The following is a 24,815-nucleotide window of genomic DNA, read 5'->3' on the forward strand; positions in this document are numbered from 1 at the left end:
GGTGCTTCACCGCTGCAATAGTTCTCAACTAAAGAAGAACACGCATTGTAGACGTAATGGTGAAGAAATTCTCTTAAATAAAAAACACATAAGTTACGTAACCGGGTGCATCTAACCAGGTATAGGGTGAGCGCGTGTTTGGATTAGGAAAGAAATCCAGTGCAGTGCTGGGCGTGGATATAAGCTCCAGCTCGGTCAAACTTCTGGAGCTGTCAAAGCAGGGTGACCGTTATAAGGTCGAAAGCTACGCGGTGGAGCCGTTACCGGCCAATGCCGTGGTGGAAAAGAATATTACGGACGTTGAAGCAGTGGGCGAAGTGATGAAGCGAGTCGCTTCCAAGTCCCGCTCCGGCGTAAAGCAGGTAGCAGTTGCGGTATCAGGTTCGGCGGTAATAACCAAGGTCATCCAGATGGACGGTGGCCTCAACGAATTCGAGATGGAAGACCAGATTGCCCTTGAGGCCGATCAGTATATTCCATACCCACTGGATGAAGTGGCCATCGATTTCGAAGTTCAGGGCCCCTCCGAAAGCAACCCCGACCAGGTAGATGTTCTTTTGGCTGCATGCCGAAAGGAAAATGTCGACATTCGAGAAGATGCGCTCGAGATCGCCTCTTTGACGACCAAGGTGGTTGATGTCGAAGCCTACGCCCTTGAGCGGGCCTACGCGTTGATCGAGCCGCAGCTGGACTCCCAGGGCGAGGAGCTGGTGGTGGCAATTGTTGACATCGGCGCGACCATGACCACGCTGAGCGTTCTGGCCGGCGGCAAAACCGTTTACACCCGCGAACAGATTTTTGGTGGCAAGCAACTGACCGAGGAGATCCAGCGTCGTTACGGCCTGTCTCTGGAAGAGGCCGGTCTTGCCAAAAAACAGGGTGGATTGCCCGATGACTACGAATCCGAAGTGCTGACTCCGTTCCGCGAAGCCGTGGTGCAGCAGGTGGCCCGGGCACTTCAGTTCTTCTTTGGCGCCAGTCAGTACAATGCTGTCGATTACGTGGTTCTGGCAGGAGGCACTGCCTCGATTCAGGGGCTGACGGAGATGGTCGAAGAAAAGACGGGAACGCCGACAATGGTCGCGAATCCTTTTGCAGACATGGCAGTAGGGTCACGGGTCAACGCATCGGCACTGAGTAATGATGCGCCTTCCCTGATGATTGCCTGCGGCCTGGCAATGAGGAGCTTCGACTGATGGCAAAGATTAACCTTCGACCGTGGCGCGAGGAACTTCGTGCCGAGAAGCAGAAGCAGTTTGTGGTCATGATTCTGGGCGCTGCGATCATTGCTGGCGGCCTGGTCTTCCTCTGGAAAACCGATATGGATAGCCGGATTGCCTACCAGGAATCCCGCAACGCCTACATCGAGACCGCCACCAAAAAGCTGGATCAGCAGATCAAGGAGATCGAAAACCTCAAGCGCAAGCGGGATGAGCTCCTTGCCAGAATGCAGGTTATTCAGGATCTCCAGGGCAAGCGACCCGTGATCGTGCGCGTCTTCGACGAACTGGTGCGGACATTGCCCGATGGCTTGTTCTACACCGATCTCAAGCGAACCGGCGAGCGCGTTGATATTGTGGGGATGGCGGAGTCTAACAGTCGGGTTTCCACGCTTATGCGCCAGTTCGAGGACTCCGAATGGTTCACGGATCCCAACCTCTCGAATGTCTCTGCAGCTGATAGTCGCCGGGCCGGTTACAGCCAGTTCAATCTCTCGGTTAAACAGAAAACGCCCGAGCCCGAAGGGGAGGATAAGTAATGAGCCTCGCGGACTCTCTTAAAAGCCTTAATGAATTTGATATCAACGATCTTGATGTCAACAACGCCGGTATCTGGCCTGCTCCCATCAAGTTCATTGTAGTCCTGATAATCTTCGGGCTCATCGCCGGCGGTGGCTACTGGTTCTTTATCAAGGACCAGTATGCTCAGCTAGAGCGTGTAGAGCGCACAGAGCAGGAGCTGCGAAAAACCTATGAAGAAAAGGCCTACCAGGTGGCCAACCTTGAGGTCTTCAAGGCCCAGATGGCTGAAATGGAAGAAACCTTTGGTGCTCTGGTAAGGCAGCTTCCGAGTGAGACGGAAGTGCCCGGGTTGCTTGAGGACATTACGAATACGGCTCTGGGTAACGGCCTGGCACTTCAGGAAGTGGCTCTTCAGCCGGAGCAGCGGCGGGACTTCTATTCCGAGCTGCCCATCAACATCCGGGTGTCTGGCTCCTACCATGAGCTGGCATCTTTCGTCAGCAGTGTTGCGAGCCTTCCCCGGATTGTGACGCTGCACGACTTGACCATAAAACCAACTGGCGGAGACGGAGAACGGCTTGATATGCAGGTTGTAGCTCGTACCTACCGCTACCGGGCTGGAGAATGAGCATGACAGGAAAGCATGCGGTAAAAGCCTGGCTGGGTGTTTGTCTGGTGTCTCTCCTGACAGCCTGCTCCCAGGGCAACGGATTTTCAGATCTTGATCAGTTCATGGCCGAAACTCGGGCAAAACCGAGAGGGTATGTTGAGCCCTTGCCGGAGTTCAAGGCGTACGAAGCTTTCAGTTACTCAGCGGCAGATCGTCGGGCGCCATTTGAGCCGCCGATTGATGTCCAGCTCACTATGGTGGACGAACAGCCGATCAGTGATGTGGAGCCGGATCTGGATCGTCCCAGAGAGGTTCTCGAGAATTTTGACCTGAAAGCACTTCAAATGGTCGGCACGCTTCAGGGTGCATCGGGTAATCTGTTTGCTCTGATTGAAGACGATACCGGCGGGATCCATCGAGTCCGCACGGGAAATTACATGGGGCAGAACTACGGTCGCATTGTGGGCGTTAGTGAAACCCGTATCGAGCTCATTGAAATCGTTCCCAATGGCCGGGGTGGCTGGGTAGAGCGTCCTCGCTCCCTGACCCTGGAAGAGGGCGCAGGCTAAGGAGCGGCTGGATGAAAGTTGAAAGAAACATGCACGTACAAAAAAGTTTAGGGTCGAGGCTAGCGATGTTCAGAAAACTCAATGTATACGTCAGCGTGATTGCTTTTGGGTTGTTATCCGGCCTGGCCAACGCGGTCACGCTGGAAGACGTGTCGTTTTCGTCGCTACCGGGCGAGCGGCTTGAGGTGACACTGCAATTTGATGGGGCGCCACCGGAACCCTCCGGTTACACCATTGAGCGCCCCGCTCGGATCGCGGTGGATCTTCGGGATACGACCAGTGGTCTTGATAGCCGAAGCGTGCCTCTGGGGTCGGGTAATGCCCAGAGCATGACCGTGGTCGAAACCAAGGATCGAACACGGTTGATTTTCAACCTTGTCGAGCTGGTGCCCTATGACACAGTTCGTTCTGGTAACTCCCTGGTCATGACGATTGGTGGGCAGTCTGAGGGAGTTGTTGCCAGCGCCTCAACCTCCTCTTCACAGAGCAGTGGAACAACCAACGCGGCACCATCTAATACTCTTGCCGGCGTCGATTTCCGTCGTGGCAAAGACGGCGAAGGACGTGTGCTTGTGGATCTTGGCAGCTCCAGCACGCCAGTCGACCTGACAGAGCGTTCCGGCAAAATTCGTCTTACGATGAATGGTATTGCGGTGCCTGCAGATCTGCGGCGCCGGCTCGACGTGACGGATTTCGCCACGCCGGTTACTCGCATTGACACCTTTGTGGAAGATGGCAATGCCGTTGTTGAGATCAGCCCCCAGGGCAACTACGACTACATCGCTTACCAGTCTGGCACTCAGTTTACCGTCAGTGTCGAGGAGCTGAGTCAGGAAGAAGCGGAATCCCGCCGGGAAGAGAAGTTCCCGTATACCGGCGACAAGCTGTCCCTGAATTTCCAGGATATCGAAGTGCGCTCGGTGCTCCAGTTGATCGCCGACTTCACTGGACTGAATCTGGTGGCCAGTGACACCGTAGGTGGCAGCATCACTCTGCGACTTCAGAATGTACCCTGGGATCAGGCGCTTGATCTGATCCTGAAGACCAAAGGTCTTGATAAGCGTCAGATCGGTAATGTGTTGCTGGTAGCCCCTGCCGATGAAATTGCAGCTAGGGAGAAGCTGGAGCTCGAGACCAACAAGCAGATCGCCGAATTGGCACCGGTTCGCCTGGATATTATTCAGGTAAATTACGCAAAGGCAGCCGATATCGTTGGGTTGATTCAAGAGGACGAAGAACTGATCTCTGATCGCGGTTTCGTTTCCTCGGATGTCCGCACCAACACCATCAGTGTTCGTGAGACTGCAGAAAAGCTTGATGAAATCCGCCGCCTGGTCTCTACATGGGATGTGCCGGTACGGCAGGTCTCTATTGAGGCCCGGATTGTGCGTGCCCAGACCAACGTAGCTGAGAACCTTGGTGTTCGCTGGGGTGGCGCAGCATATGACATTAGCGGAGACAACATCTTTTCGGTCGGCGGTGGTCTTGATGGCGTGCAAGATGCCCGTGATTCCGCCGCGACTCCGGGATCTTTCCAGACGTCTTTCCCCGGCGCACTTGCGGTAGATCTGGGAGTGAGTGGTGACGGAGCGTCCTCCTTCGCAATCGGTTGGGGCAGCGACGACTTCCTGGTGGATCTTGAACTCTCGGCCCTTGAGAGTGATGGTCAAGCTGAAGTGGTTTCCCAGCCCCGGGTTGTGACTGCCGATCGTCAGACGGCGTCGATCAAGTCTGGTGAGGAAATTCCCTATCAGGAAGCGGCCTCCAGCGGTGCGACGTCTGTTTCTTTCAAGGAAGCCGTGCTCTCCCTGGAAGTAACGCCGCAGATTACACCGGATGACAAGATCATCATGGATCTGGTGGTCAATCAGGACTCCCGAGGCGAGGTGACTGCTGGTATTCCGTCGATCAATACCAACGAAGTCACCACCCAGGTTCTGGTTGGTAACGGTGAGACAGTTGTTCTGGGCGGTATCTTCCAGTCGGAAGTTGCGACCCAGACCACCAAAACGCCGTTCCTCGGAGATATTCCCTACCTGGGCCGTATCTTCAAGCGCACCGAACACATTGATGAGCGCAGTGAACTGCTGATCTTCATCACACCGAAGATCATCAAGAACGATCTGCTGCGCTAAACGGGTTAGCTCAAAGGCCGCCGCTTAAAACCGGCGGCTTTTTTGTGCCTGAATTTTGTCCAGGACGGGCCCCGAACTTATGCAATCACCGGCCCTGTGATATTCTCACCCGCCTGAACAAAACTGAGCGGAAGTTATGTCTTTGCCGAAACGCGTTGTCCTGGTTGGCCCCATGGGAGCAGGGAAAAGCACGATTGGCCGGATGCTCGCCAAAGAGCTCGGCTATCGTTTCCTCGATTCTGATCGCATCATTGAAGAGCGGTGCGGGGCCAACATCCCGTGGATATTTGATGTTGAAGGGGAGGACGGCTTCCGTCTGCGGGAAACAGCAATGCTGGACGAGTTGTCCCACGAGGACCGAACCGTGCTGGCTACTGGTGGCGGAGCTGTGATGCGCCAGGAAAACCACCCGATTCTCAAGAGAGATGCAACGGTCATCTATCTGAAAACATCCATAGAGCAGCAGGTAGAGCGTACACGCAAGGACCGCAATCGGCCTTTGCTACAGAACGACGACCCTGAGGCGGTCTTGCGGAAACTTTTCTCAATCCGCGATCCGCTGTATTCAGGTCTCGCGGACATCATCATGTTCACGGACAGAAAGAGTCCCCGGCTGGTGGTGCGTCAGCTGGTCAATCGGCTGAACCCGAAAACGCCGCGTCACAAAAGGCAGATACGTAAGGAAGGTCGCAACCATGTCTAATCGGTATCGGGAGCTCTCGGTAGAGCTCGGTGAACGCAGCTACCCCATATTTATCGGTGAGGGGCTTCTCGGCACTCAGGATCTGTCAGCTTTTGTTTCCGGGGCGCAGGTCATGATCGTTACCAATGAGACTGTGGCACCACTCTATCTTGAGCGGGCGAAAGCCAGCTTTCCGGGGAAGCGGGTTGATACCGTCGTACTTCCGGATGGCGAGAGGTTCAAGGATTGGCAGACTCTTAACAGCATCTTTGACGGTCTCCTTGAACATCGCCACACCCGAAAAACCACTCTGGTTGCCCTCGGTGGAGGTGTGGTCGGGGATATGGCTGGTTTTGCAGCAGCCTGTTATCAACGTGGTGTGCCGTTCATCCAGATTCCAACGACGCTGCTTTCCCAGGTCGACTCTTCTGTAGGTGGGAAAACCGGCATCAATCACCCGCTTGGCAAGAACATGATTGGGGCTTTCCATCAGCCGCAAGCGGTGTTGATAGACACGGCAAGTCTACAGACTTTGCCCGCCAGAGAGGTGTCAGCGGGGCTGGCGGAAGTTATCAAATATGGGCTGATCCGGGATCAGGGCTTTCTTGGCTGGCTTGAAGAGCACATGGATGCATTGGTCAGTCTTGATCCGGAGGCGCTGGCAGAAGCCATCTTCAGGTCCTGCGCTTGCAAGGCCGAAATTGTTGCACTCGACGAGCGCGAAGGTGGCCTCAGGGCGATTCTGAATCTTGGTCACACCTTCGGCCACGCGATCGAAACCTATGCCGGTTACGGCAACTGGCTGCACGGGGAAGCAGTAGGCACCGGTATGCTGATGGCTGCCGAATTATCCGCGCTTGAAGGGATGATCAGCCGTGACGATTGTGATCGTATAAACCGACTGATCCTCCGGGCCGGTTTACCGGATAAGCCCCCGGTTGCAATGACGGCCGATGACTTTATGGGTCTGATGGCTGTCGACAAGAAGAACGTGGATGGCCTTTTGAGGCTGGTCCTGCTTCGTTCGGTTGGAGACGCCGTGGTCACATCCGAAGCGAGTCCTGAAAACCTTGCTCTCACCTTTGCACGTTTTTGCAGCTCGACATGATGACGGCCCAAAGGCATCAATGATTTGGTAGCGGACCAGAAGACAAGGAAGACCCGTGACTGAAGAAAGCTTGAACAGTCTTGATGGCGGAGGCCTGTTCCCCAGGTTGCAGCAGCGCTACAGCCTCCGTGCCAACCCGCTGGAAATGGAGACGCCGTTCTTTCCGGATGCCATGCGTCATCACGCTCTGGAAGCGTTGCGCCATCTATGCGGCTTCGGTGATATGGCTCTGTTATTGACCGGAGCTGCTGGCTCGGGCAAAACCCGAATACTGGCGGAGCTGGTCCGCAGCGAATCATCCAGACTCGACTTTCACCGTATACCGGCGGCAGCGCTGACCAGCGCCCAGGCCCTTGCCCGGGACCTGAAAGCGGTTTCCCGCTCAAATCTCGGCCCGGAAGACAGCCCCCGAGACCTGGTTTATGGCTTTTTCAAGTGGTCTGAATCGCGGGTCCGAAAGGGCCAGCGTATGGTCCTTTTGATTGACGATGCCGACCGGGCGCCGACGGAGTTGCTAAGGCTTATCCTGTCCGCCTATCTGGCTTCAGAGCGTGGCTCTTCTGCCGTCCCGGTGTTTGCCGGAACGGATAGTCTGGTCCAGTCGATGGGCCTGGATGATGCGAGCACAAGTGTCCACCAGATACATCTGCGGCCTCTCACCAGGGATGAAATCGTTGCCTATCTGGAACCACGGGTTCACGCTGCCGGCGGCAAGGCAGGGGAACTTCTGAGTCCGGCCCGGGTCTCCAAAATTCACGCCCTGAGCCAGGGTAGCTTTGCGCGACTCAAGCGTGTGACTCCGGGCGTTTGGCTGGACATGGTGGCCTCGCCGAGTGTCGATCGCCCTAAGCACGTTCCGTGGAAGCGGTTCCTTTTGCCCGGGCTGGCCCTTGTGCTCCTTGCGGGCTCCTGGTGGTTTGTGTCGCGCCAGTATGATGAATCCGTGGCCGGCGAGACTGTAAAAGCACCGGAGCCGGTGAGAAAGAGCATAACCATTGGGCCTGAAACAGAGAATTCAGTGCCAACCCCGGAAGAGCCGTCGCAGGACCAGCCTGCCGTGGAGCCTGAAACGGTATTGACAGAGCCGGTAACCGAGCCGGAAGCTGATCAGCCAGAGCCAGAGCCAGAGCCAGAGCCAGAGCCAGAGCCAGAGCCAGAGCCAGAGCCAGAGCCAGAGCCAGAGCCAGAGCCAGAGCCAGAGCCAGAGCCAGAGCCAGAGGCCGCGCCGAGCTTCACTCCAGCAACCCCGGCGTATTTTTCGGCGATTGATCAGGTTCGGGCGCGTGGAGGCTGGACCATTCAACTGGTGGCCGGCAATCTCGAACAGACTGCTCTGAACGTTATTTCCCGCTATTCACAGCTTGGTGATCTGGTCTACACCCGCGGGGAAAGGCAAGGCCAGCCCTGGTTTATGGTATTCTATGGGGAATTTCCTACCCGGGAGGCGGCGAATGCCGCAGCATCCGATTTGCCGGAAGAACTGGCTTCCCGGTCACCCTGGGTGCGTCCGGTCGACAATTTATAGCGGCACTATTTATTCCGCTAACTTGTTGTTCCATAAACTTGTCGATTGGTAATTCCCGTTTCGGCTTCCCACAATAACTCCACGCCGATTTGAGTACGTATTTCTACGTGTGTAAAATAGCCAGCCCCCATTTTCAGTGTCAAAGGGTGGTTGTATGGCCGCGCGCCAATTAACTCTTTGATTGAAAAGCATTTCTACGCGAGAGAACGCTTATGATGACAGGTTTGTATCATCCCGACGAATTCAGGGACAACTGCGGATTCGGTCTGATCGCCCATATGAAGGGCGAGGCCAGCCACAAGTTGTTGCAAACTGCCATCGAGTCTCTGACCTGCATGACCCACCGAGGTGGTATCGCTGCAGACGGCAAGACCGGCGATGGTTGTGGCCTGCTGATCCAGAGCCCGGATGGCTTTCTGAAAAAAGCCGCCAAGGCAGCCTTTGGTAAGGAGCCAGGCGATCTTTTTGCCGTGGGGCAGGTATTCCTGAACCCGGATGAAGCCAAGGCTTCCGCTGGTCGCGCCGCTATTGAAAAGCGGTTGACCGAGCAAGGCCTGGAGATCCTCGGTTGGCGTGATGTGCCAGTGGATGACAGCTGCCTCGGGCCCATGGCGCTGGATTGCCTGCCCCGCATTGAGCAGGTCTTCGTGGTACCTGCCGGCAAGGCGGAGCGTGATTTTGCGATCAGCCTGTTCGTAGGTCGCCGGCACGCCGAAAGCGATATGGCCGATGATCCGGAATTCTATATCTGTAGCCTGTCGCACCGCACTCTGGCCTATAAGGGCCTGATGATGCCGGCGGACCTGGCCAATTTCTACAAGGATCTGGGTGACCCGGATCTTGAGACCGCTATTTGTGTTTTCCATCAGCGGTTCTCCACCAACACCATGCCACGCTGGCCACTGGCCCAGCCGTTCCGGTATCTGGCTCACAACGGTGAGATCAACACCATCGACGGCAACCGGAATTGGGCCATCGCCCGGGCCGCCAAGTTCAGTTCACCGGAACTTCCGGATCTGCAGACTCTGCAGCCGCTGGTGAATCTCACCGGTTCCGACTCCTCAAGCATGGACAACATGCTGGAAGTGCTGCTTGCCGGCGGTGTTGACCTGTTCCGCGCGGTCCGCATGATGATTCCGCCGGCCTGGCAGAACGTCGACAGCATGGACTCCGAGCTGCGGGCGTTCTATGAGTACAACTCCATGCACATGGAGCCCTGGGATGGTCCCGCGGGGCTGGTCATGTCGGACGGCCGCTATGCTGTGTGCATGCTGGACCGGAACGGCCTGCGCCCGGCTCGCTGGGTCATCACCAAGGATGACTTTATTACTCTGGCATCAGAGATTGGTACCTACGGCTATCAGCCCGATGACGTGGTTGCGAAAGGCCGTGTCGGGCCGGGTCAGATGCTGGCAATCGACACCGAATCCGGTGAAGTCCTGCACACCAGGGACATCGATCAGCGCCTGAAGACGGCGCAGCCTTACAAGCGCTGGCTTCGCGAGAATGCCCTGCGCGTGGAAACCACCCTCAACCAGGACACCCCGGATTTCAGGTTGATGGACTCGGCTGAACTTCTGGTGCACCAGAAGATGTTCATGGTGTCCTTCGAAGAGCGTGACCAGGTGTTGCGCCCGCTGGCGGAAAACGGCCAGGAAGCGGTCGGCTCCATGGGTGACGATACCCCGATGGCCGTGCTTTCAAGCAAGGTCCGCCACGTTGCTGACTACTTCCGCCAGAAGTTCGCCCAGGTGACCAACCCGGCGATCGATCCTTTGCGTGAGTCGATTGTCATGTCCCTGGAGACATGCCTGGGTGCTGAGCGTAACGTATTCGAGGAGACCTCCGATCACGCGGACCGGATTATCCTGACCACCCCCGTGCTGTCGCCAGCCAAGTTCCTGAAGATCGCCAACAACGAGCGCCCTGGTTTCGAGGTGGCTCGTATCTCCATGAGCTATCGCCCCGAACAGGGGCTGGAGCAGGCCATCCGCCAGGTTTGCGAAGAAGCGGAACAGGCTGTTCGCGATGGTAAGGTGCTTCTGATCCTCACCGACAAGGACCTGAAGGAAGGTGAATTGCCGGTCAACGCCCTCATGGCAACCGGTGCGGTTCATCACCATCTGGTGAAGCAGGGTCTGCGTTGTGACTCCAACATAATCGTGGAAACCGGTTGGGCCCGGGATCCCCATCATTTCGCGGTACTCTTCGGTTTCGGCGCGACAGCGGTGTATCCGTACCTCGCCTACCAGGTGCTCAACGATCTGATCCGTACCGGCGAATTGCTGATGGATCCGATTGACGCCAAGAACAACTATCGCAAGGGTATCAACAAGGGGCTGCTGAAGATCCTCTCCAAGATGGGGATCTCGACCATCACCTCCTACCGGGGCGCCCAGCTCTTCGAGGCGATCGGGCTGGCTGACGACGTCGTTGACCTGTGTTTCAAAGGTGTGCCCAGCCGTATCAAGGGGGCTGGCTTCTACGACTTCCAGCAGGACCAGGAGCAACTGGCTTCCGTGGCCTGGAAGCCGCGCAAGCCGATTGTCCAGGGTGGCTTGCTGAAGTACGTCCACGGCGAGGAGTACCACGCTTTCAACCCGGATGTCGTCGGCAAGCTGCAAGAAGCAGTAACCAGTGGCGACTATGGCCACTACAAGGAATACGCCGGGCTGGTCAATGAACGGCCGGTGGCAACCCTGCGTGATCTCCTTGGCTTCCGCAAGGACCTCAAACCGATTGATCTCTCGGAAGTTGAGCCGATCGAGAATATTTTCCCGCGCTTCGATTCCGCGGCCATGTCCCTGGGTGCGCTGTCTCCAGAGGCTCACGAGGCCCTGGCAGTCGCTATGAACACTCTGGGTGGTCGCTCGAACTCCGGCGAGGGCGGTGAAGATCCGGCCCGCTATGGCACCGAAAAGCGCTCCAAAATCAAGCAGGTGGCTTCCGGGCGTTTCGGCGTCACTGCCGAATACCTGCGTAGTGCGGATGTCATGCAGATCAAGGTGGCCCAGGGTGCCAAGCCAGGCGAAGGTGGCCAGTTGCCCGGTGGCAAGGTCAATGAACTGATCGCCCGCCTGCGTTATTCGGTCCCGGGCGTAACGCTGATTTCACCGCCGCCGCATCACGATATCTATTCCATCGAGGATCTGGCCCAGCTGATTTTCGACCTCAAACAGGTCAATCCGCAGGCTCTGGTGTCTGTGAAGCTGGTCTCTGAGCCCGGCGTCGGTACGATTGCCGCAGGTGTGGCTAAGGCGTACGCCGACCTGATCACGGTGTCCGGGTACGATGGCGGTACAGCGGCGAGCCCGCTGACGTCGATCCGCTACGCCGGTTCTCCCTGGGAGCTGGGGCTTACCGAAACCCAGCAGGCGCTGCGAGCCAATGACCTGCGTGGCAAGATTCGCCTGCAGACTGATGGCGGCCTGAAAACAGGTCTGGACGTGGTAAAGGGCGCGATCCTTGGTGCCGAGAGCTTCGGTTTCGGTACCACCCCGATGGTGGCGCTGGGCTGCAAATACCTGCGTATCTGTCACCTGAACAACTGCGCGACCGGTGTGGCTACCCAGAACGACCACCTCCGTGAAGAGCACTTCAAGGGCACGGTGGAAATGGCGATGAATTTCTTCCGCTTCGTGGCCGAAGAGACCCGGGAGTGGATGGCCAAACTGGGCGTGCGTACCCTGGAAGAGCTTGTGGGTCGCGTTGACTTGCTGGAGCGCCTGCCCGGTGATACCGAACGTCAGAAGAAGCTGGATCTGAGTCGCCTGCTGTCTAACGACCATATTCCTGCGGACAAGCCGCAGACCTGTCAGGTCGAACGGAATCACCCGTTCGATGAGGGCAGGCTCGCGGAACAGATGGTTCAGGATACCGCTGCGGCGATCAAAGAGAAGAGTGGAGGCGCCTGGTCCTATCGGGTCACCAACTGTGATCGCTCTATTGGCGCCCGCCTGTCTGGCGAGATCGCCCAGATCCATGGTAACCAGGGTATGGTGGATGCACCGATCACCCTGGACCTGACCGGTACCGCTGGCCAGAGTTTTGGTGTCTGGAACGTGGGTGGTCTCAACCTGATCCTTGAAGGGGATGCCAACGACTACGTCGGTAAGGGCATGACCGGTGGCAAGCTGGTTGTGAAGCCGCCCCGCGGCAGCGCGTTCAAGACTCAGGAAACCTCTATCGTCGGCAATACCTGTCTCTACGGCGCAACCGGCGGCAAACTCTTTGCTGCCGGAACCGCGGGTGAGCGATTTGCAGTTCGTAATTCCGGTGCCCATGCCGTTGTGGAAGGCGCCGGAGACCATTGCTGTGAATACATGACCGGTGGTCTGGTGACGGTGCTGGGCTCTACTGGCCACAACTTCGGTGCTGGTATGACCGGTGGCTTTGCTTACGTCATGGATATCAACAACACGTTCGTGGACAAATACAACCACGAGCTGGTGGAAATTCAGCGGATTTCCAGCGAGGACATGGAGTCCTACCGCAATCACCTGCGTGGTGTTATCCGGGAGCACATCTCGGAAACCGGCAGTGAGTGGGCAGAGCACATTCTTGAGAATTTCGACGACTACATTGGCCGCTTCTGGCTGGTGAAACCCAAGGCTGCGAATCTGCGCAGTCTGCTGGCCAGCACCCGGGCGCGTCCGGAGTAAGAGGCTGAGAGGGTTTGGGGCGAGCAGCCTGGCTGCCGCCCTTGTCGAAATCGAGTTGATGAGAGCATCCAGATGAAAGAACGACTGAGTAATGACTTCCAGTTTGTCGAGGTTGGACGTGTCGACCCGAAAAAGGTCCCGGCCAAGAAGCGGAAGAAAGAGTTTGGTGAAATTTACCACCCCTTCACAGCAGATAACGCGGCGTCCCAGTCCCATCGCTGTCTTGAGTGTGGTAACCCCTATTGCGAGTGGAAGTGCCCGGTTCACAACTATATTCCGAACTGGCTCAAGCTGGTTTCCGAAGGCAATATCATGCGGGCCGTCGAGTTGTGTCACCAGACCAACTCCCTGCCTGAAGTTTGCGGCCGGGTTTGTCCGCAGGATCGCCTGTGTGAAGGTGCCTGCACGCTGAACGACGGGTACGGTGCGGTTACCATCGGGTCTGTCGAGAAGTACATTACCGATACCGCCTTTGCCCTGGGCTGGAAACCGGATATGTCCGCCGTGAAGTGGACAGACAAGAAGGTTGCCGTCATCGGCGCTGGGCCTGCGGGTCTGGGCTGCGCGGACGTTCTGGTTCGCAATGGCGTCAAGCCGGTTGTATTCGATATCTATCCGGAAATCGGTGGTCTGCTGACCTTCGGCATTCCCGAGTTCAAGCTGGAAAAATCCGTTATGACCCGCCGCCGCAAGGTGTTCGAGGAGATGGGCGTGGAATTCCGCCTGTCTACCGAGGTGGGCAAGGACGTTCAGTTGCAGGAGATCATTGACGAGTACGATGCCGTTTTCATGGGCATGGGCACCTACACCTACATGAAGGGAGGTTTCCCGGGTGAGAACCTGCCGGGCGTGTACGATGCACTGCCGTTCCTCGTTTCGAACGTCAACCGTCGTCTCGGCTTCGAGAAAGACGAAGCAGACTTCATCGACATGAAAGGCAAGCGGGTTGTTGTCCTGGGTGGCGGCGATACGGCCATGGACTGCAACCGCACCTCGATCCGTCAGCAGGCCGAGAGCGTCACCTGTGCCTACCGCCGGGATGAAGCCAACATGCCGGGTTCTCGCCGGGAAGTGGCCAACGCCAAGGAAGAGGGCGTTAAGTTCTTCTTCAATCGTCAGCCCATCGCCATTATTGGTGAAGACCGGGTTGAGGGTGTGAAGGTAGTTCAGACCCGGCTGGGCGATCCCGACGAAAATGGTCGTCGCCGTCCGGAAGTGGTTCCGGGTAGTGAGGAAGTCATTCCCGCCGACGCGGTTCTGGTGGCTTTCGGCTTCCGTCCGAGCCCGGCCGGCTGGTTCGACGAACTGAAGGTAAGCACCGACGATTCGGGCCGGGTAACCGCGCCGGAAGAGTCCGAGTTCATGTTCCAGACCAGCAACGAGAAAATCTTTGCCGGCGGGGACATGGTCCGCGGTTCGGATCTGGTCGTAACCGCTATCTGGGAAGGCCGTCAGGCTGCCGAAGGTATCATGGATTACCTGGATATCTGATTGCGGGATTGATCCTGATCAGAAGGGCGGTTTCCTAAGGGAAAGCCGCCCTTTTTTATTCCCGCAAACCGGGTATTATGGCTCCCCATCCAATTTTCCCCTTTGTACAGAACACGCTGGATTTCCTATGACCGAGCTGAAAAATGACCGTTTCCTGCGCGCCCTGATGCGCCAGCCCGTGGACCGCACACCGGTCTGGATGATGCGACAGGCGGGGCGTTACCTGCCGGAATACCGTGCGACAAGGGCGAAGGCCGGGGATTTTCTCAGCTTGTGCAAGAACACGCCGCTGGCCTGTGAAGTGACGCTACAGCCCCTGGAGCGTTTCCCGCTGGATGCGGCCATCCTGTTCTCAGACATCCTGACCATTCCGGATGCTCTGGGTCTCGGCCTGTACTTCGAAACCGGCGAGGGCCCGAAATTCCGGAACACGATCCGCTCCGAAGCCGATGTTGCCGCTCTGCCGAAGATCAACGCTGAGGTGGACCTGGATTACGTCATGAACGCGGTCTCCACCATCCGCGGTGCGCTGAATGGCAGTGTTCCCCTGATCGGCTTCTCCGGAAGCCCGTGGACCCTCGCCACCTATATGATTGAAGGGGGCTCTTCCAAGGATTTCCGGGAGGCCAAGAAGCTCATGTATGGCCAGCCAGAGGTTATGCACCGCTTGCTGGATCATCTGGCGGACGCGGTCATTGACTACCTCAACGGCCAGATCAAGGCCGGTGCCCAGGCTGTACAGATTTTCGATACCTGGGGAGGCGTTTTGAGCAGCTGGGCGTACGAAGAGTTCTCGCTCCGCTACATGAGGAAGATCGTTGACGGCCTGATTCGCGAGAGCGACGGTCGCCGGGTGCCGGTGATTCTGTTTACCAAGAACGGCGGCCAGTGGCTGGAATCCATTGCCGATTCCGGTGCGGATGCCGTTGGCCTGGACTGGACCACCGATATCGGCAATGCCCGGGCCCGGATTGGTGATCGAGTGGCCCTTCAGGGCAACATGGATCCGGCGATGCTGTATGCACCGCCTGAGCGGATCCGGCAGGAAGTGGCTGATATCCTCAAGCGCTTCGGTTCCGGCAATGGGCACATATTTAACCTTGGTCACGGGATTACGCCGGATGTCGATCCGGAGCATGCAAAGGCGTTCATTGAAGCTGTGGTCGAGCTGAGCCCAGAGTATCACCGCTAAGACTTGGATTTTTGCGTCTCCTAGCCTGTGAATATGCGGGCTAGCCTGCTGTAGGGCCCTTTCCAAAAACCGCTACGAGCACGTCCATGTGGCTTGTCTCCGGCCTTCCATGGCCTCCGACATTTTTGGAAAGGGCCCTACAGCAGCCTTGTTTGTTCTGCAGAGATATATCTGCTCAAAAACTCCTCTGGAAGCGATCTTCTGTCCGGTCTATAGTCAGGTAAAACAAGACCGGTAAACAGGAGTAACCACTTGCCCACCAAGACCCCAGAAAAGCGCCGGTTCCACCGGATCGAGTTTGATGCGCCGTGTGAGCTCCACTGCCAGGAATCCGTCTGGACGACGGAGGTGCTGGATATTTCGCTGAAAGGTGTTCTGGTGAAGCGGCCGGAGGGTTGGCAGGTCCCCTTAAAGCAGCCCTGCGAAGTGATTATTCATCTGAATGATCATGAGGCAGGTATTGTTATGGCGGTAGAGCTTAGGCACGTGGAGCCGCACCGGCTGGGTTTCAAATGCCAGTACATAGATCTCGATAGTGCTACCCACTTAAAACGCCTAGTGGAACTTAACCTCGGAGATCAGGCGTTGCTGGAAAGAGAGTTTGCCCACCTCATTGATTAGAGCTTTTGCAGCCGGACTTTGGCACCGCTGCCTGCAGGTCAGGTTGACTTCGGAGCTTTCAAAAATGTCGGAGGCCAAGGATGGCCGAGGACAAGCGCACAGGGATGTGCTTGTAGCGGTTTTTGGAAGCTCCGAAGTCAACCTGACCGTTCACTCCGAAGATGGCAGGCTTAAAGGTCTTCCAGAGCAGTAAGAGCATCACTCAGTTTGGTAACGGGAATCACCTTCATGCCGTCGATGGCCTTGCGCGGGGCATTGGATTTCGGTACCAGAGCCCGCGTGAAGCCGTGTTTGGCGGCTTCGTAGATGCGCTCCTGGCCACTGGGCACCGGGCGGATTTCCCCGGAGAGGCCGACTTCGCCGAAGATCACCAGGTCCTGGGGTAGGGCTCGGTCGCGGAAGGAGGAGACAATGGCGGCCAGCAGCGCGAGATCGGCGCTGGTTTCGTTTACTTTTACGCCACCAACCACGTTCACGAACACGTCCTGGTCGGAAACGTGCATGCCGCCATGGCGGTGCAATACGGCAAGTAGCATGGCCAGTCGGTTCTGATCGAGGCCAACCGCGACCCGTCTGGGGTAGCCGCCCTGAGCCATATCCACCAGGGCCTGGATCTCCACGAGCATCGGGCGGGTGCCTTCCCAGACTACCATCACCACGCTTCCCGGGGCCGCGTCTTCGCCGCGGTTCAGGAAGATCGCGCTGGGGTTCTTCACTTCCTTTAGCCCCTGTTCCAGCATGGCGAACACGCCCAACTCGTTCACCGCACCAAACCGGTTCTTGATCCCCCGAAGGGTTCGATAACGGCTGTCGCTGGAGCCTTCCAGCAGGATAGAGCAGTCGATCATGTGTTCCAGAACCTTCGGGCCGGCCAGGCTGCCGTCTTTGGTGACATGGCCGACCAGAAACAGGATGGTGCCGGTCTGCTTGGCGAAACGGGTCAGGTAAGCGGCGCTTTCGCGTACCTGGGAGACACTGCCAGGGGCGGACTCGATATCTGCCATGTGCATCACCTGAATACTGTCTACCACCAGAATCCGGGGTTTTTCGGCCTCGGCCACCTGCATGACTCGTTCGACACTGGTTTCAGACAGCATCTTCAGGTCTTTGGTTGGAAGGCCCAGCCGTTTGGCGCGCATGGCCACCTGCTGGAGGGATTCCTCACCGGTGACGTACAAAGCGGGGACGCTGGCAGCCAGGTGGCAGACGGCCTGGAGTAGAAGGGTACTCTTGCCCGCGCCCGGGTGGCCGCCCATCAGAACAGCCGAGCCCTCGACGAGACCTCCGCCCAGAACCCGATCAAACTCCTGCATGCCGGAGCTGATACGAGGCTGCTCTGCCAGGCTGACATCATCCAGGCTCTGGACCTCGGACAGGCTGCCGGCAAAGCCCTCAAAGCGGCCACCGCGGGCGCCTTTGCTGTTGCTGCTGACGCCGCGGACTTCGCTGATGGTGTTCCAGGCCTGGCAGGCCGTGCACTGGCCCTGCCATTTGGAATAGTCTGCACCGCATTCGGTGCAGACGTAGGCGGTTCTCGTTTTCGCCATCAGGCCAGCTTCTTGTACTTCATGCGCTGCGGCTGCATCGCCGAATCACCCTTGCGCTTCTTGAAGTCCTCGTCGTACTCGGTGAAGTTGCCTTCGAAGTACACCACCTCGCCATCATCCTCGAACGCCAGGATGTGGCTGGCCACACGGTCGAGGAACCAACGGTCGTGCGAGATAACCAGGGCAGAGCCCGGGAAATTCAGCAGGGCTTCTTCCAGGGCGCGAAGGGTTTCCACGTCGAGATCGTTGGTCGGCTCATCCAGCAGCAGCACGTTGCCGCCCTGTTTCAGCAGCTTGGCGAGGTGCAAACGGTTGCGCTCACCGCCGGACAGGTCGCCAACCCGCTTCTGCTGGTCGCTGCCCTTGAAATTGAAGCGGCCAACGTAGGCCCGAGAAGGGGTTTCGTAGTTGCCGACCTTGATGATGTCGTTGCCGTCGGATAGTTCCTCCCAGACGGTTTTGCTGCCGTCCAGATCGCGCATCTGGTCTACATAGGCCAGTTCCACGGTTTCTCCGACGGTGATGTCGCCAGAATCCGGCTTGTCGAAACCGGCAATCATCTTGAACAGAGTGGATTTACCGGCACCGTTTCCACCGATAATGCCCACGATGGCGCCGGGCGGCACGCTGAAGGACACGTCTTCGTACAGCAGGCGGTCACCGAACGACTTGCTGATACCGTCAACCTCGATCACCTTGTTGCCCAGACGGGGTCCGGGTGGAATGTAAAGCTCGTTGGTTTCGTTGCGCTTCTGGAATTCCTGGGAACTAATCTCCTCGAAACGGGCCAGACGGGCCTTGCTCTTGGATTGACGACCCTTGGCGTTGCTGCGCACCCACTCCAGTTCCTGCTTGATGGCTTTCTGATGAGAGGCTTCCTGCTTGGATTCCATCTCCAGGCGCTTCTCCTTGTTCTCCAGCCACTGGCTGTAGTTGCCTTCAAACGGAATGCCGTGGCCGCGGTCCAGTTCCAGAATCCAGCCAGCGACATTGTCGAGGAAGTAGCGATCGTGGGTGATGGCTACCACGGTACCTTCGTAATCGTGCAGGAACCGCTCGAGCCAGGCCACGGATTCGGCATCCAGGTGGTTGGTGGGCTCATCGAGCAGAAGCATGTCAGGGCCGGACAGCAGCAGGCGGCACAGGGCTACCCGGCGGCGCTCACCACCGGAAAGAACGCTGACTTTCTGATCCCAGGGTGGGAGACGCAGTGCGTCCGCTGCAACTTCCATCTTGCGCTCGATATCGTGGCCGTCAGTGGCCTGGATGTAGGCTTCCAGCTCGCCCTGCTTCTTGGCCAGGGCATCAAAATCCGCATCGGGTTCGGCGTAGGCGGCGTACACCTGGTCCAGTTCGGCCAGGGCGTCATGCACACCGGAAACCGCTTCATCGACGATTTCCTTGACGGTTTTCTCTTCGTCCAGCTCGGGCTCCTGGGGCAGGTAGCCCACGTTGATGCCGGGCTGCGGGCGGGCTTCACCGATGTAATCCTGATCCACGCCCGCCATAATGCGAAGCAGGGTGGATTTACCGGCACCGTTGAGACCCAGAACGCCGATTTTGGCGCCAGGGAAGAAGCTCAGTGAAATGTCCTTCAGAATCTCGCGCTTGGGCGGGACCACCTTGCCCACGCGGTTCATGGTGTAAACGTAAGAGCCTGTTTTTCCTGTTTTGTCACCTTTTGACATGGTTTAACTCACCTATAGTATTGTTTCTGAAGCGCTTTGAGGGTGGTTTGGGGCGCTCAAAGTCGAAAAATAAAAAGTTAGGTTTTGCATTGCCTATATTTTGTTCCTGACTATACTTAAAAAAGTTAATTTTCAGGAGCGGGCGATGTGGGTTTCCAAGTCATAGAAATAGTTGTGAATGCTGCTCGAAGAAAGCTGCTGGTGCAAGACCTGATTCCGGTATACTACCCCAATTTATACATCACCTTCGAACACTCCGGCGCAGCACTCGAAACGACCAAGAAGTATCTGGAGCATCTGGCTGTGTTTGAAGAGTTTCTGGCCTTTTCCTCCATTGACCTCATTTCTCGCCTCGAACAGCGCCCTAAAAGCGAATACCTGACAGACAGTGAACTTTCTCGCTTTGTGTCGGACGCGGGGTTTAGCAAGAAAACCTTGGCCTTGAAGTATGCGGGGATGCGCTTGCATCCGACTACATACAAATCCGTTGGCAAAGTCCATGTGCGGCAGCGAATCGAAGCGGTACGCGACTATCTGGTTTTCCTCTATGAGAAGTTGGGTGATCTCTCAACACGAGCTGAGGCGGTTGACGATGTGAAAAGGCGTATCAACCGCAAGATCAAAGCGGCCAGCCCAGCGTGGAAAAAAACGCGAATTGACGAAATGAAGGGGCTTACCAGTCAGGAGCGAACTCGATTGCTGGAAATCATGCATCCGGATAGCGCCGATAACCCCTTTTCAGATGAAGCCATCAGGCAGCGTAACTACATCATTTTGCTGTTAGGTCTCGATATGGGTCTGCGACGCTCCGAGATGTTGCTGATCAAGACCAGAGATATTCACTGGCATAGTCGTCAACTAGCGGTGGTCAACCTGGAGGATGAGAGCCTCGATCCACGATCGATGGCCCCGCAATTCAAAACCCACGAGCGTCTGCTGGTAATGACTGATGACGTGTATGACGCGATCAGTGAGTACGAATCCAAATATCGCTCTAGAAAGCCGCATAGAGGCGCCTCGCTAGCCAAGAAGCATCCATTTCTACTCGTCGCACACAAACGAAATGAGGGTGGTCCTCTAACAATAAAAGCCATCGATGGCGTTATGTCTAAGGTCCGAGATGTAGCTCCCGAACTGGCGCATGTTCACTCGCATATTTTGAGGCATGACGCGGTTTACACCATGCTGGAAAGCATGCGCGAGCAACTGGTCGCGCTCTCACCGGAGGATCGCACCACTCAGGTTCAAAAGACCCTCACATGGATGTTCGGTTGGAGTCAGGAATCAAACATGCCCGGTCTGTACGGCAAGAAATTCTATAAGGAAGAGGGAGACGAAGCGATACAAAAACGGGCCGAGCGGTTTAGAGCCAACCGTCAGAAGGTTAAGGCCGACACGACAGAGGGAGATCCAGCGTGAAAATTGCCGTCGATGCACTTCAGGCACCCACGAAGAACACCCTCGATGCGTGGCTGAACACACCGCGCTTGGCCAAGTGTGGGGAGTTGTTTACACCTGCTGATCCGATGTGGAAACCGGATAAATCGGCCCATGACTCAGTCAACTGGGAGGCGGCCCTTGCCTGCGTCTCGCCAGCTTGCCGGCCTTGGCTGCACGCCGCCCTGGCCTATCGAATGGCCGATCAGGCAGCGATGACTGTATGTGGCGTCGCCAGTGTGTTGTCGCGGGCTTTTCAGGCCGGGCGCGACCCGCTCAATGAGACACACCTTATCGATCTGCGGGAGCGCTTTAACAGTGGTGAATTTAGTGCCCTTGCTGCTTTCATGACGTTTTGGCACGACTGCGAATCCCTCGAACAGCGCCCGTCGCAATCCCTGATCGATGCCTACAAGGCGCTGCCCAGAAAAAAGAGTTCTAGCAAAGATGTGGTTCTTAGTCTCGACCCAGAACAAGGCCCGTTCACGCAGATGGAGCAGGACGCGCTGCACCAATGGATACATGAGCAGTTTTGTCACGATCAGTTAGATCCGGAGCAGTACCTGTACCTGCGCATTTTGATGATTTACGGACAGCGTGGTGCTCAGGTGCGCATGATGGTTTTTGGTGATTTCACGAAAACTGACCAAAGCTGCAAGGTCAGGATTTATTGGGTAAAACAAAAAGACGACGAGGCGGGCTGGCGAGAAAAGTCCGAAACGTTCAGTCTGGATCAAGACCTCTTCAACACCGTGCAGGCATACAAGGGGCTGGTTCTGGCGCAACTCTGGCAAACGTATCCAGGCCGCGCCGACTGGGACGCCGCCATTGAGAATGTACCGCTCTTTCGTCGGAAGCTGGGAGGTGGCGCAAAATTGTGGGAGCGGACAAATCCCCCTGTTTTGCTCGATAGCCCCCACCAAAAAGCCCTCGAAGACGCGCCGCAGCCGATTTTTCATGTGGGGCGTGGAACAGTCGGTGCTTGGCTTGGGCGCATTGAGCAGATGGAAAGCTTTCCGATTTCGCCTCGCACGCATCAGCCGCTGAAAGTGACGCGGGGCCATCGGTTTAGGCACACCCTCGGTACAGACCTGTCCAATGCCGGGCTGGATGAGTGGGCGATAGCCTGCGCATTGATGCAAAAAACTACTCAAGCAGTGCGCAAGTACCGGCAGGTTTCGGCGGAGTTAATGGCGTCGATCGACGCGAAGATGAGCGATCATCTGGCGTTGGTGGTGAATGCGTTTACCGGGCGCATCGTCACGGATCGCTCCTCAGCGAAAAACGGCGATCAAGCGGATCGACAAATTGAGGATTTGGCGGTGTGCGGAGCCGATGCCATCTGTCATCTTGATGCGCCGTTTACCTGTTACCCATGTGGAAAATTCCAGCCATTTCTAGACGCCGATCACGGCGCTGTCCTGGCACGATTGGAGCGCCGAAGGGCGCAGGCCATGGTCACAGACAAAACGACCGGTGTGCTCTGGGATCGGCCGATTCTGGCCTGCCGCAAGGTCATTCTCGATTGCGAGGCAATGCGTCAAACCGGTTCAGAGGGCGTTAATAAATGACAAAACCTTTCGATTCTAGTTCCACAGATCACATCGTTGATTTTAAGCCGAAGAGCCACCGAGATGCAGAGGTTCAGCTCGAGGCGTTCGTTCAATGGGCCAAACAAACTCTGCCCAAAGGTATTCCCAATCGCGTGTACGAAAGTATTCGCTGGCAAGATAGGAGCTGGCATAAGCATGGTTTCACAAGCTGCAGTTTCACGGCGCTTGGATCGACGATAGCTGCCCCAAAGACGATGCAGCCCCCCTTCATCGAGTTTGCCAAGGCCATCTTGGTATATCGGCGGGTGTATTCTCAGAAGAAGTCGTTGCAAACCTGGCTGTCCGCCATGAAGGCTTTGGAGGCTGCATTGGTCGACCTGACTGGCTCGCGGGACGTGACGCGGGTGACCGCCGCTGTCTGTAATAAGGCGTGCGAACACATGAACCGTCACTGGACAAAGGGCGCCGTCCCATACCAACACAGCAAGGCACTTGTGCAGATTATCGCCCTGATGCGGGCCAAAAAACTGCTCAGGACGGATTTCCGGTGGTCCTCTCCGCTGACAAAGGATTCTCGTCGTACGCTCGAGCAGCAAAAAGTAGATAGGGAACAAAAACTGCCCAGTCGTGAAGCAATTAAGGCTCTTGGAGAGATCTTCAACAACGAAATGACCCGTCCTCTAGATATCGTTGTGACCTCGGCCTGTGCGCTGCTGCTGAGTGCCCCGAGTCGCGTGGGAGAATTGGCGGATGTTGAGTTGGATTGCTTGGTGTTTAAAGAGAGTGCTAGTGGCCATCGCCGCATGTTCCTGCGCTGGTATGCGGAAAAGAAAAATCAGGTGACGCTGAAGCCGGTCATCAGGCCGGAGATGGAGCCGGTCGTCGAGCGGGCCATCGTGTTGCTGAAACCGCTTACTGATGAGGCGCGGGCCTATGCGGCCTGGCTGGAAGACCATCCCGATGAATTTCCACAACACAAAGGGCTGCCATCCAAAGGGCCGGATGAGTCGCTAACCTACACCGAGGCTTGTGCTGCGTTGCAAATCAAGGTTGGTGAGACAAGCTCCCCGCGGTCCCTGTTTAAAATGTATTTCGTAAGACCTTTGAAGAAGCTAGAGACACTCAGCCCTGCTGCACGCACGATCTTGGCCGAGATCCTTGACGGGTGGGATAGCAGCCGAGGGAGGTCAATCCGTTTTAGGGGCAAGCCAGGAATCCAGGGAGTTGAGTTTGACGACCGGTTCGTGCTTACGCTGCGCAAGCTAAATGTATTGTTGCGCGAGAGGTATCTCCCGAAGGACTTTCCCTACACCACGCCTTACACAGACGGCAAAGCTCGCGTGAAGTACCGTGATGCGTTGTTCACAGTACGCACCGGAGCATTGGCTGAGGGCTCCGGTGCTGCGCTTGTCAAACGCGGTTTTGGCGTAGAGATCGCGGCGGATCCCAACCGAATGTCGGCGCAATTGGGCAATTGGAAAAACCCGGCTGTGAAAAACCTGTTCGAGCACCATGGTTACCACAATCTTAGGGTAAACACGCACGCGTTTCGGCACGAACTCAACACGGAAATGCATCGGGCTGGCTTGTCCCAATTGCTGATAGACGCCTTCTCCGGGCGCACGACGATGGGATCGGTTTACAACCATGAAACCATCGAGGAAAGGGCCCAAAGGGTTGCGACATACCACCCCAAAATCAAGAGCAGCAACGCGAGTCAGACTTTGGATAAGGTCAGAACCAATCAGCCGCTGAGCCTGGGGGATGTGAAAGATCTGCGCGAAGGTGAGCAGGACAGAATTATCCATCAAACTCACATCGGCGTCTGTGTGCATGACTTTGCCTCCGAGCCCTGTCCCAAAATGGGAGCCTGTCTGGACTGCGGACGGCTCGGGTGCGTCAAAGGGGATGATGTTAAGCTGGGCAACCTCAAGGAAGAGCGCGACGACATTAAACTCCGCCTCGATAAAGCCCTGGGTGCCATGTCACGCGGTGTGTGTGGAGCCTGTGAGTGGGTTAAAAGACTAGAGAAGAAGCTCTACAAGTGCGAAGCGCTCATCGAAACATTGGAAAACCCTGAACTTGAGAACGGTGCCATTGTGTGGAACGCCGATAACGGTTGGACGCTAACCAAGAATGCCGTCATCATGTCGAGGCAGATGGACGTCAATTTCATTGACGAGAGCCGAGCGCAGGAAGCGTTGCCATCGTTGGATGATGTTTCGGCTTTGTTGAATGAGATTGAGGGTTAGCG

Annotated in this window: 17 protein-coding genes; 15 read left to right on the top strand and 2 right to left on the bottom strand. The window is 56.7% G+C overall.

What is annotated here, in order from left to right; translation table 11 throughout:
- Positions 1–134 precede the first annotated feature (134 nt).
- The 12 genes from AC5JQH_RS13900 (at position 135) to AC5JQH_RS13955 (ending at position 16,336) form a co-directional block, all read left to right on the top strand.
- Entirely contained in the window at positions 135–1,196 is a 1,062-nt protein-coding gene (locus AC5JQH_RS13900) for a pilus assembly protein PilM (RefSeq protein WP_008170799.1), read from the top strand.
- Positions 1,196–1,759 carry a PilN domain-containing protein gene (locus AC5JQH_RS13905; protein ID WP_008170797.1) on the top strand — a complete coding sequence of 188 codons (564 nt, stop codon included), beginning with the start codon at positions 1,196–1,198 and terminating at the stop codon, positions 1,757–1,759. Before AC5JQH_RS13900 ends, AC5JQH_RS13905 begins: the two co-directional genes overlap by 1 nt.
- On the top strand, positions 1,759–2,370 hold the full coding sequence (locus AC5JQH_RS13910) for a type IV pilus inner membrane component PilO (RefSeq protein ID WP_088829299.1): 612 nt from the start codon (positions 1,759–1,761) through the stop codon (positions 2,368–2,370). The genes AC5JQH_RS13905 and AC5JQH_RS13910 overlap by 1 nt, the downstream gene beginning before the upstream one ends.
- Before the next feature lie 2 nt (positions 2,371–2,372).
- A complete protein-coding gene (locus tag AC5JQH_RS13915) occupies positions 2,373–2,921 on the top strand; it encodes a pilus assembly protein PilP (RefSeq protein ID WP_493805693.1) in 549 nt (182 codons plus the stop codon).
- A 65-nt stretch (positions 2,922–2,986) separates the two neighbouring features.
- Positions 2,987–5,056 carry a type IV pilus secretin PilQ gene (locus AC5JQH_RS13920; RefSeq protein ID WP_493805694.1) on the top strand — a complete coding sequence of 690 codons (2,070 nt, stop codon included), beginning with the start codon at positions 2,987–2,989 and terminating at the stop codon, positions 5,054–5,056.
- A gap of 136 nt (positions 5,057–5,192) precedes the next feature.
- Positions 5,193–5,759, top strand: coding sequence for a shikimate kinase AroK (gene aroK / locus AC5JQH_RS13925; protein WP_008170790.1), 567 nt, complete (start codon positions 5,193–5,195; stop codon positions 5,757–5,759).
- Positions 5,752–6,846, top strand: a complete 1,095-nt coding sequence (aroB, locus tag AC5JQH_RS13930; RefSeq protein WP_482930644.1) for a 3-dehydroquinate synthase — start codon at positions 5,752–5,754, stop codon at positions 6,844–6,846. The genes aroK and aroB overlap by 8 nt, the downstream gene beginning before the upstream one ends.
- 55 nt (positions 6,847–6,901) lie before the next feature.
- Entirely contained in the window at positions 6,902–8,371 is a 1,470-nt protein-coding gene (locus tag AC5JQH_RS13935) for an SPOR domain-containing protein (protein WP_493805695.1), read from the top strand.
- Between the two features lie 212 nt (positions 8,372–8,583).
- Entirely contained in the window at positions 8,584–13,032 is a 4,449-nt protein-coding gene (gltB, locus tag AC5JQH_RS13940; protein WP_493805696.1) for a glutamate synthase large subunit, read from the top strand.
- 72 nt (positions 13,033–13,104) lie between these two features.
- On the top strand, positions 13,105–14,523 hold the full coding sequence (locus AC5JQH_RS13945) for an FAD-dependent oxidoreductase (protein ID WP_493791469.1): 1,419 nt from the start codon (positions 13,105–13,107) through the stop codon (positions 14,521–14,523).
- Between the two features lie 127 nt (positions 14,524–14,650).
- Positions 14,651–15,715 carry a uroporphyrinogen decarboxylase gene (gene hemE / locus AC5JQH_RS13950; protein ID WP_008170779.1) on the top strand — a complete coding sequence of 355 codons (1,065 nt, stop codon included), beginning with the start codon at positions 14,651–14,653 and terminating at the stop codon, positions 15,713–15,715.
- 252 nt (positions 15,716–15,967) lie between these two features.
- Positions 15,968–16,336 carry a PilZ domain-containing protein gene (locus AC5JQH_RS13955; protein WP_008170777.1) on the top strand — a complete coding sequence of 123 codons (369 nt, stop codon included), beginning with the start codon at positions 15,968–15,970 and terminating at the stop codon, positions 16,334–16,336.
- Between the two features lie 170 nt (positions 16,337–16,506).
- Here AC5JQH_RS13955 and radA read toward each other — a convergent pair whose 3' ends face one another.
- Entirely contained in the window at positions 16,507–17,883 is a 1,377-nt protein-coding gene (gene radA / locus AC5JQH_RS13960; protein ID WP_008170775.1) for a DNA repair protein RadA, read from the bottom strand.
- Positions 17,883–19,571 carry an energy-dependent translational throttle protein EttA gene (gene ettA, locus AC5JQH_RS13965; protein WP_493805697.1) on the bottom strand — a complete coding sequence of 563 codons (1,689 nt, stop codon included), beginning with the start codon at positions 19,569–19,571 and terminating at the stop codon, positions 17,883–17,885. The genes radA and ettA overlap by 1 nt, the downstream gene beginning before the upstream one ends.
- A gap of 147 nt (positions 19,572–19,718) precedes the next feature.
- Between ettA and AC5JQH_RS13970 the strand changes: the two genes are divergently transcribed.
- Genes AC5JQH_RS13970 through AC5JQH_RS13980 form a run of 3 tightly spaced genes read left to right on the top strand, consistent with a single transcriptional unit; the run spans position 19,719 to position 24,813 of the window.
- Positions 19,719–20,990: a site-specific integrase gene (locus AC5JQH_RS13970; protein ID WP_219496304.1), complete on the top strand. Its 1,272-nt coding sequence runs from the start codon at positions 19,719–19,721 to the stop codon at positions 20,988–20,990.
- Positions 20,987–22,579, top strand: coding sequence for a site-specific integrase (locus AC5JQH_RS13975; RefSeq protein ID WP_219496307.1), 1,593 nt, complete (start codon positions 20,987–20,989; stop codon positions 22,577–22,579). The genes AC5JQH_RS13970 and AC5JQH_RS13975 overlap by 4 nt, the downstream gene beginning before the upstream one ends.
- The gene (locus tag AC5JQH_RS13980) at positions 22,576–24,813 is read left to right on the top strand and encodes a hypothetical protein (protein ID WP_219496309.1); all 2,238 of its coding nucleotides are present in this window, start codon (positions 22,576–22,578) and stop codon (positions 24,811–24,813) included. The genes AC5JQH_RS13975 and AC5JQH_RS13980 overlap by 4 nt, the downstream gene beginning before the upstream one ends.
- The last annotated feature ends 2 nt before the right edge of the window (positions 24,814–24,815 follow it).

The sequence above is a fragment of the Marinobacter sp. H13 genome, assembly GCF_059072335.1.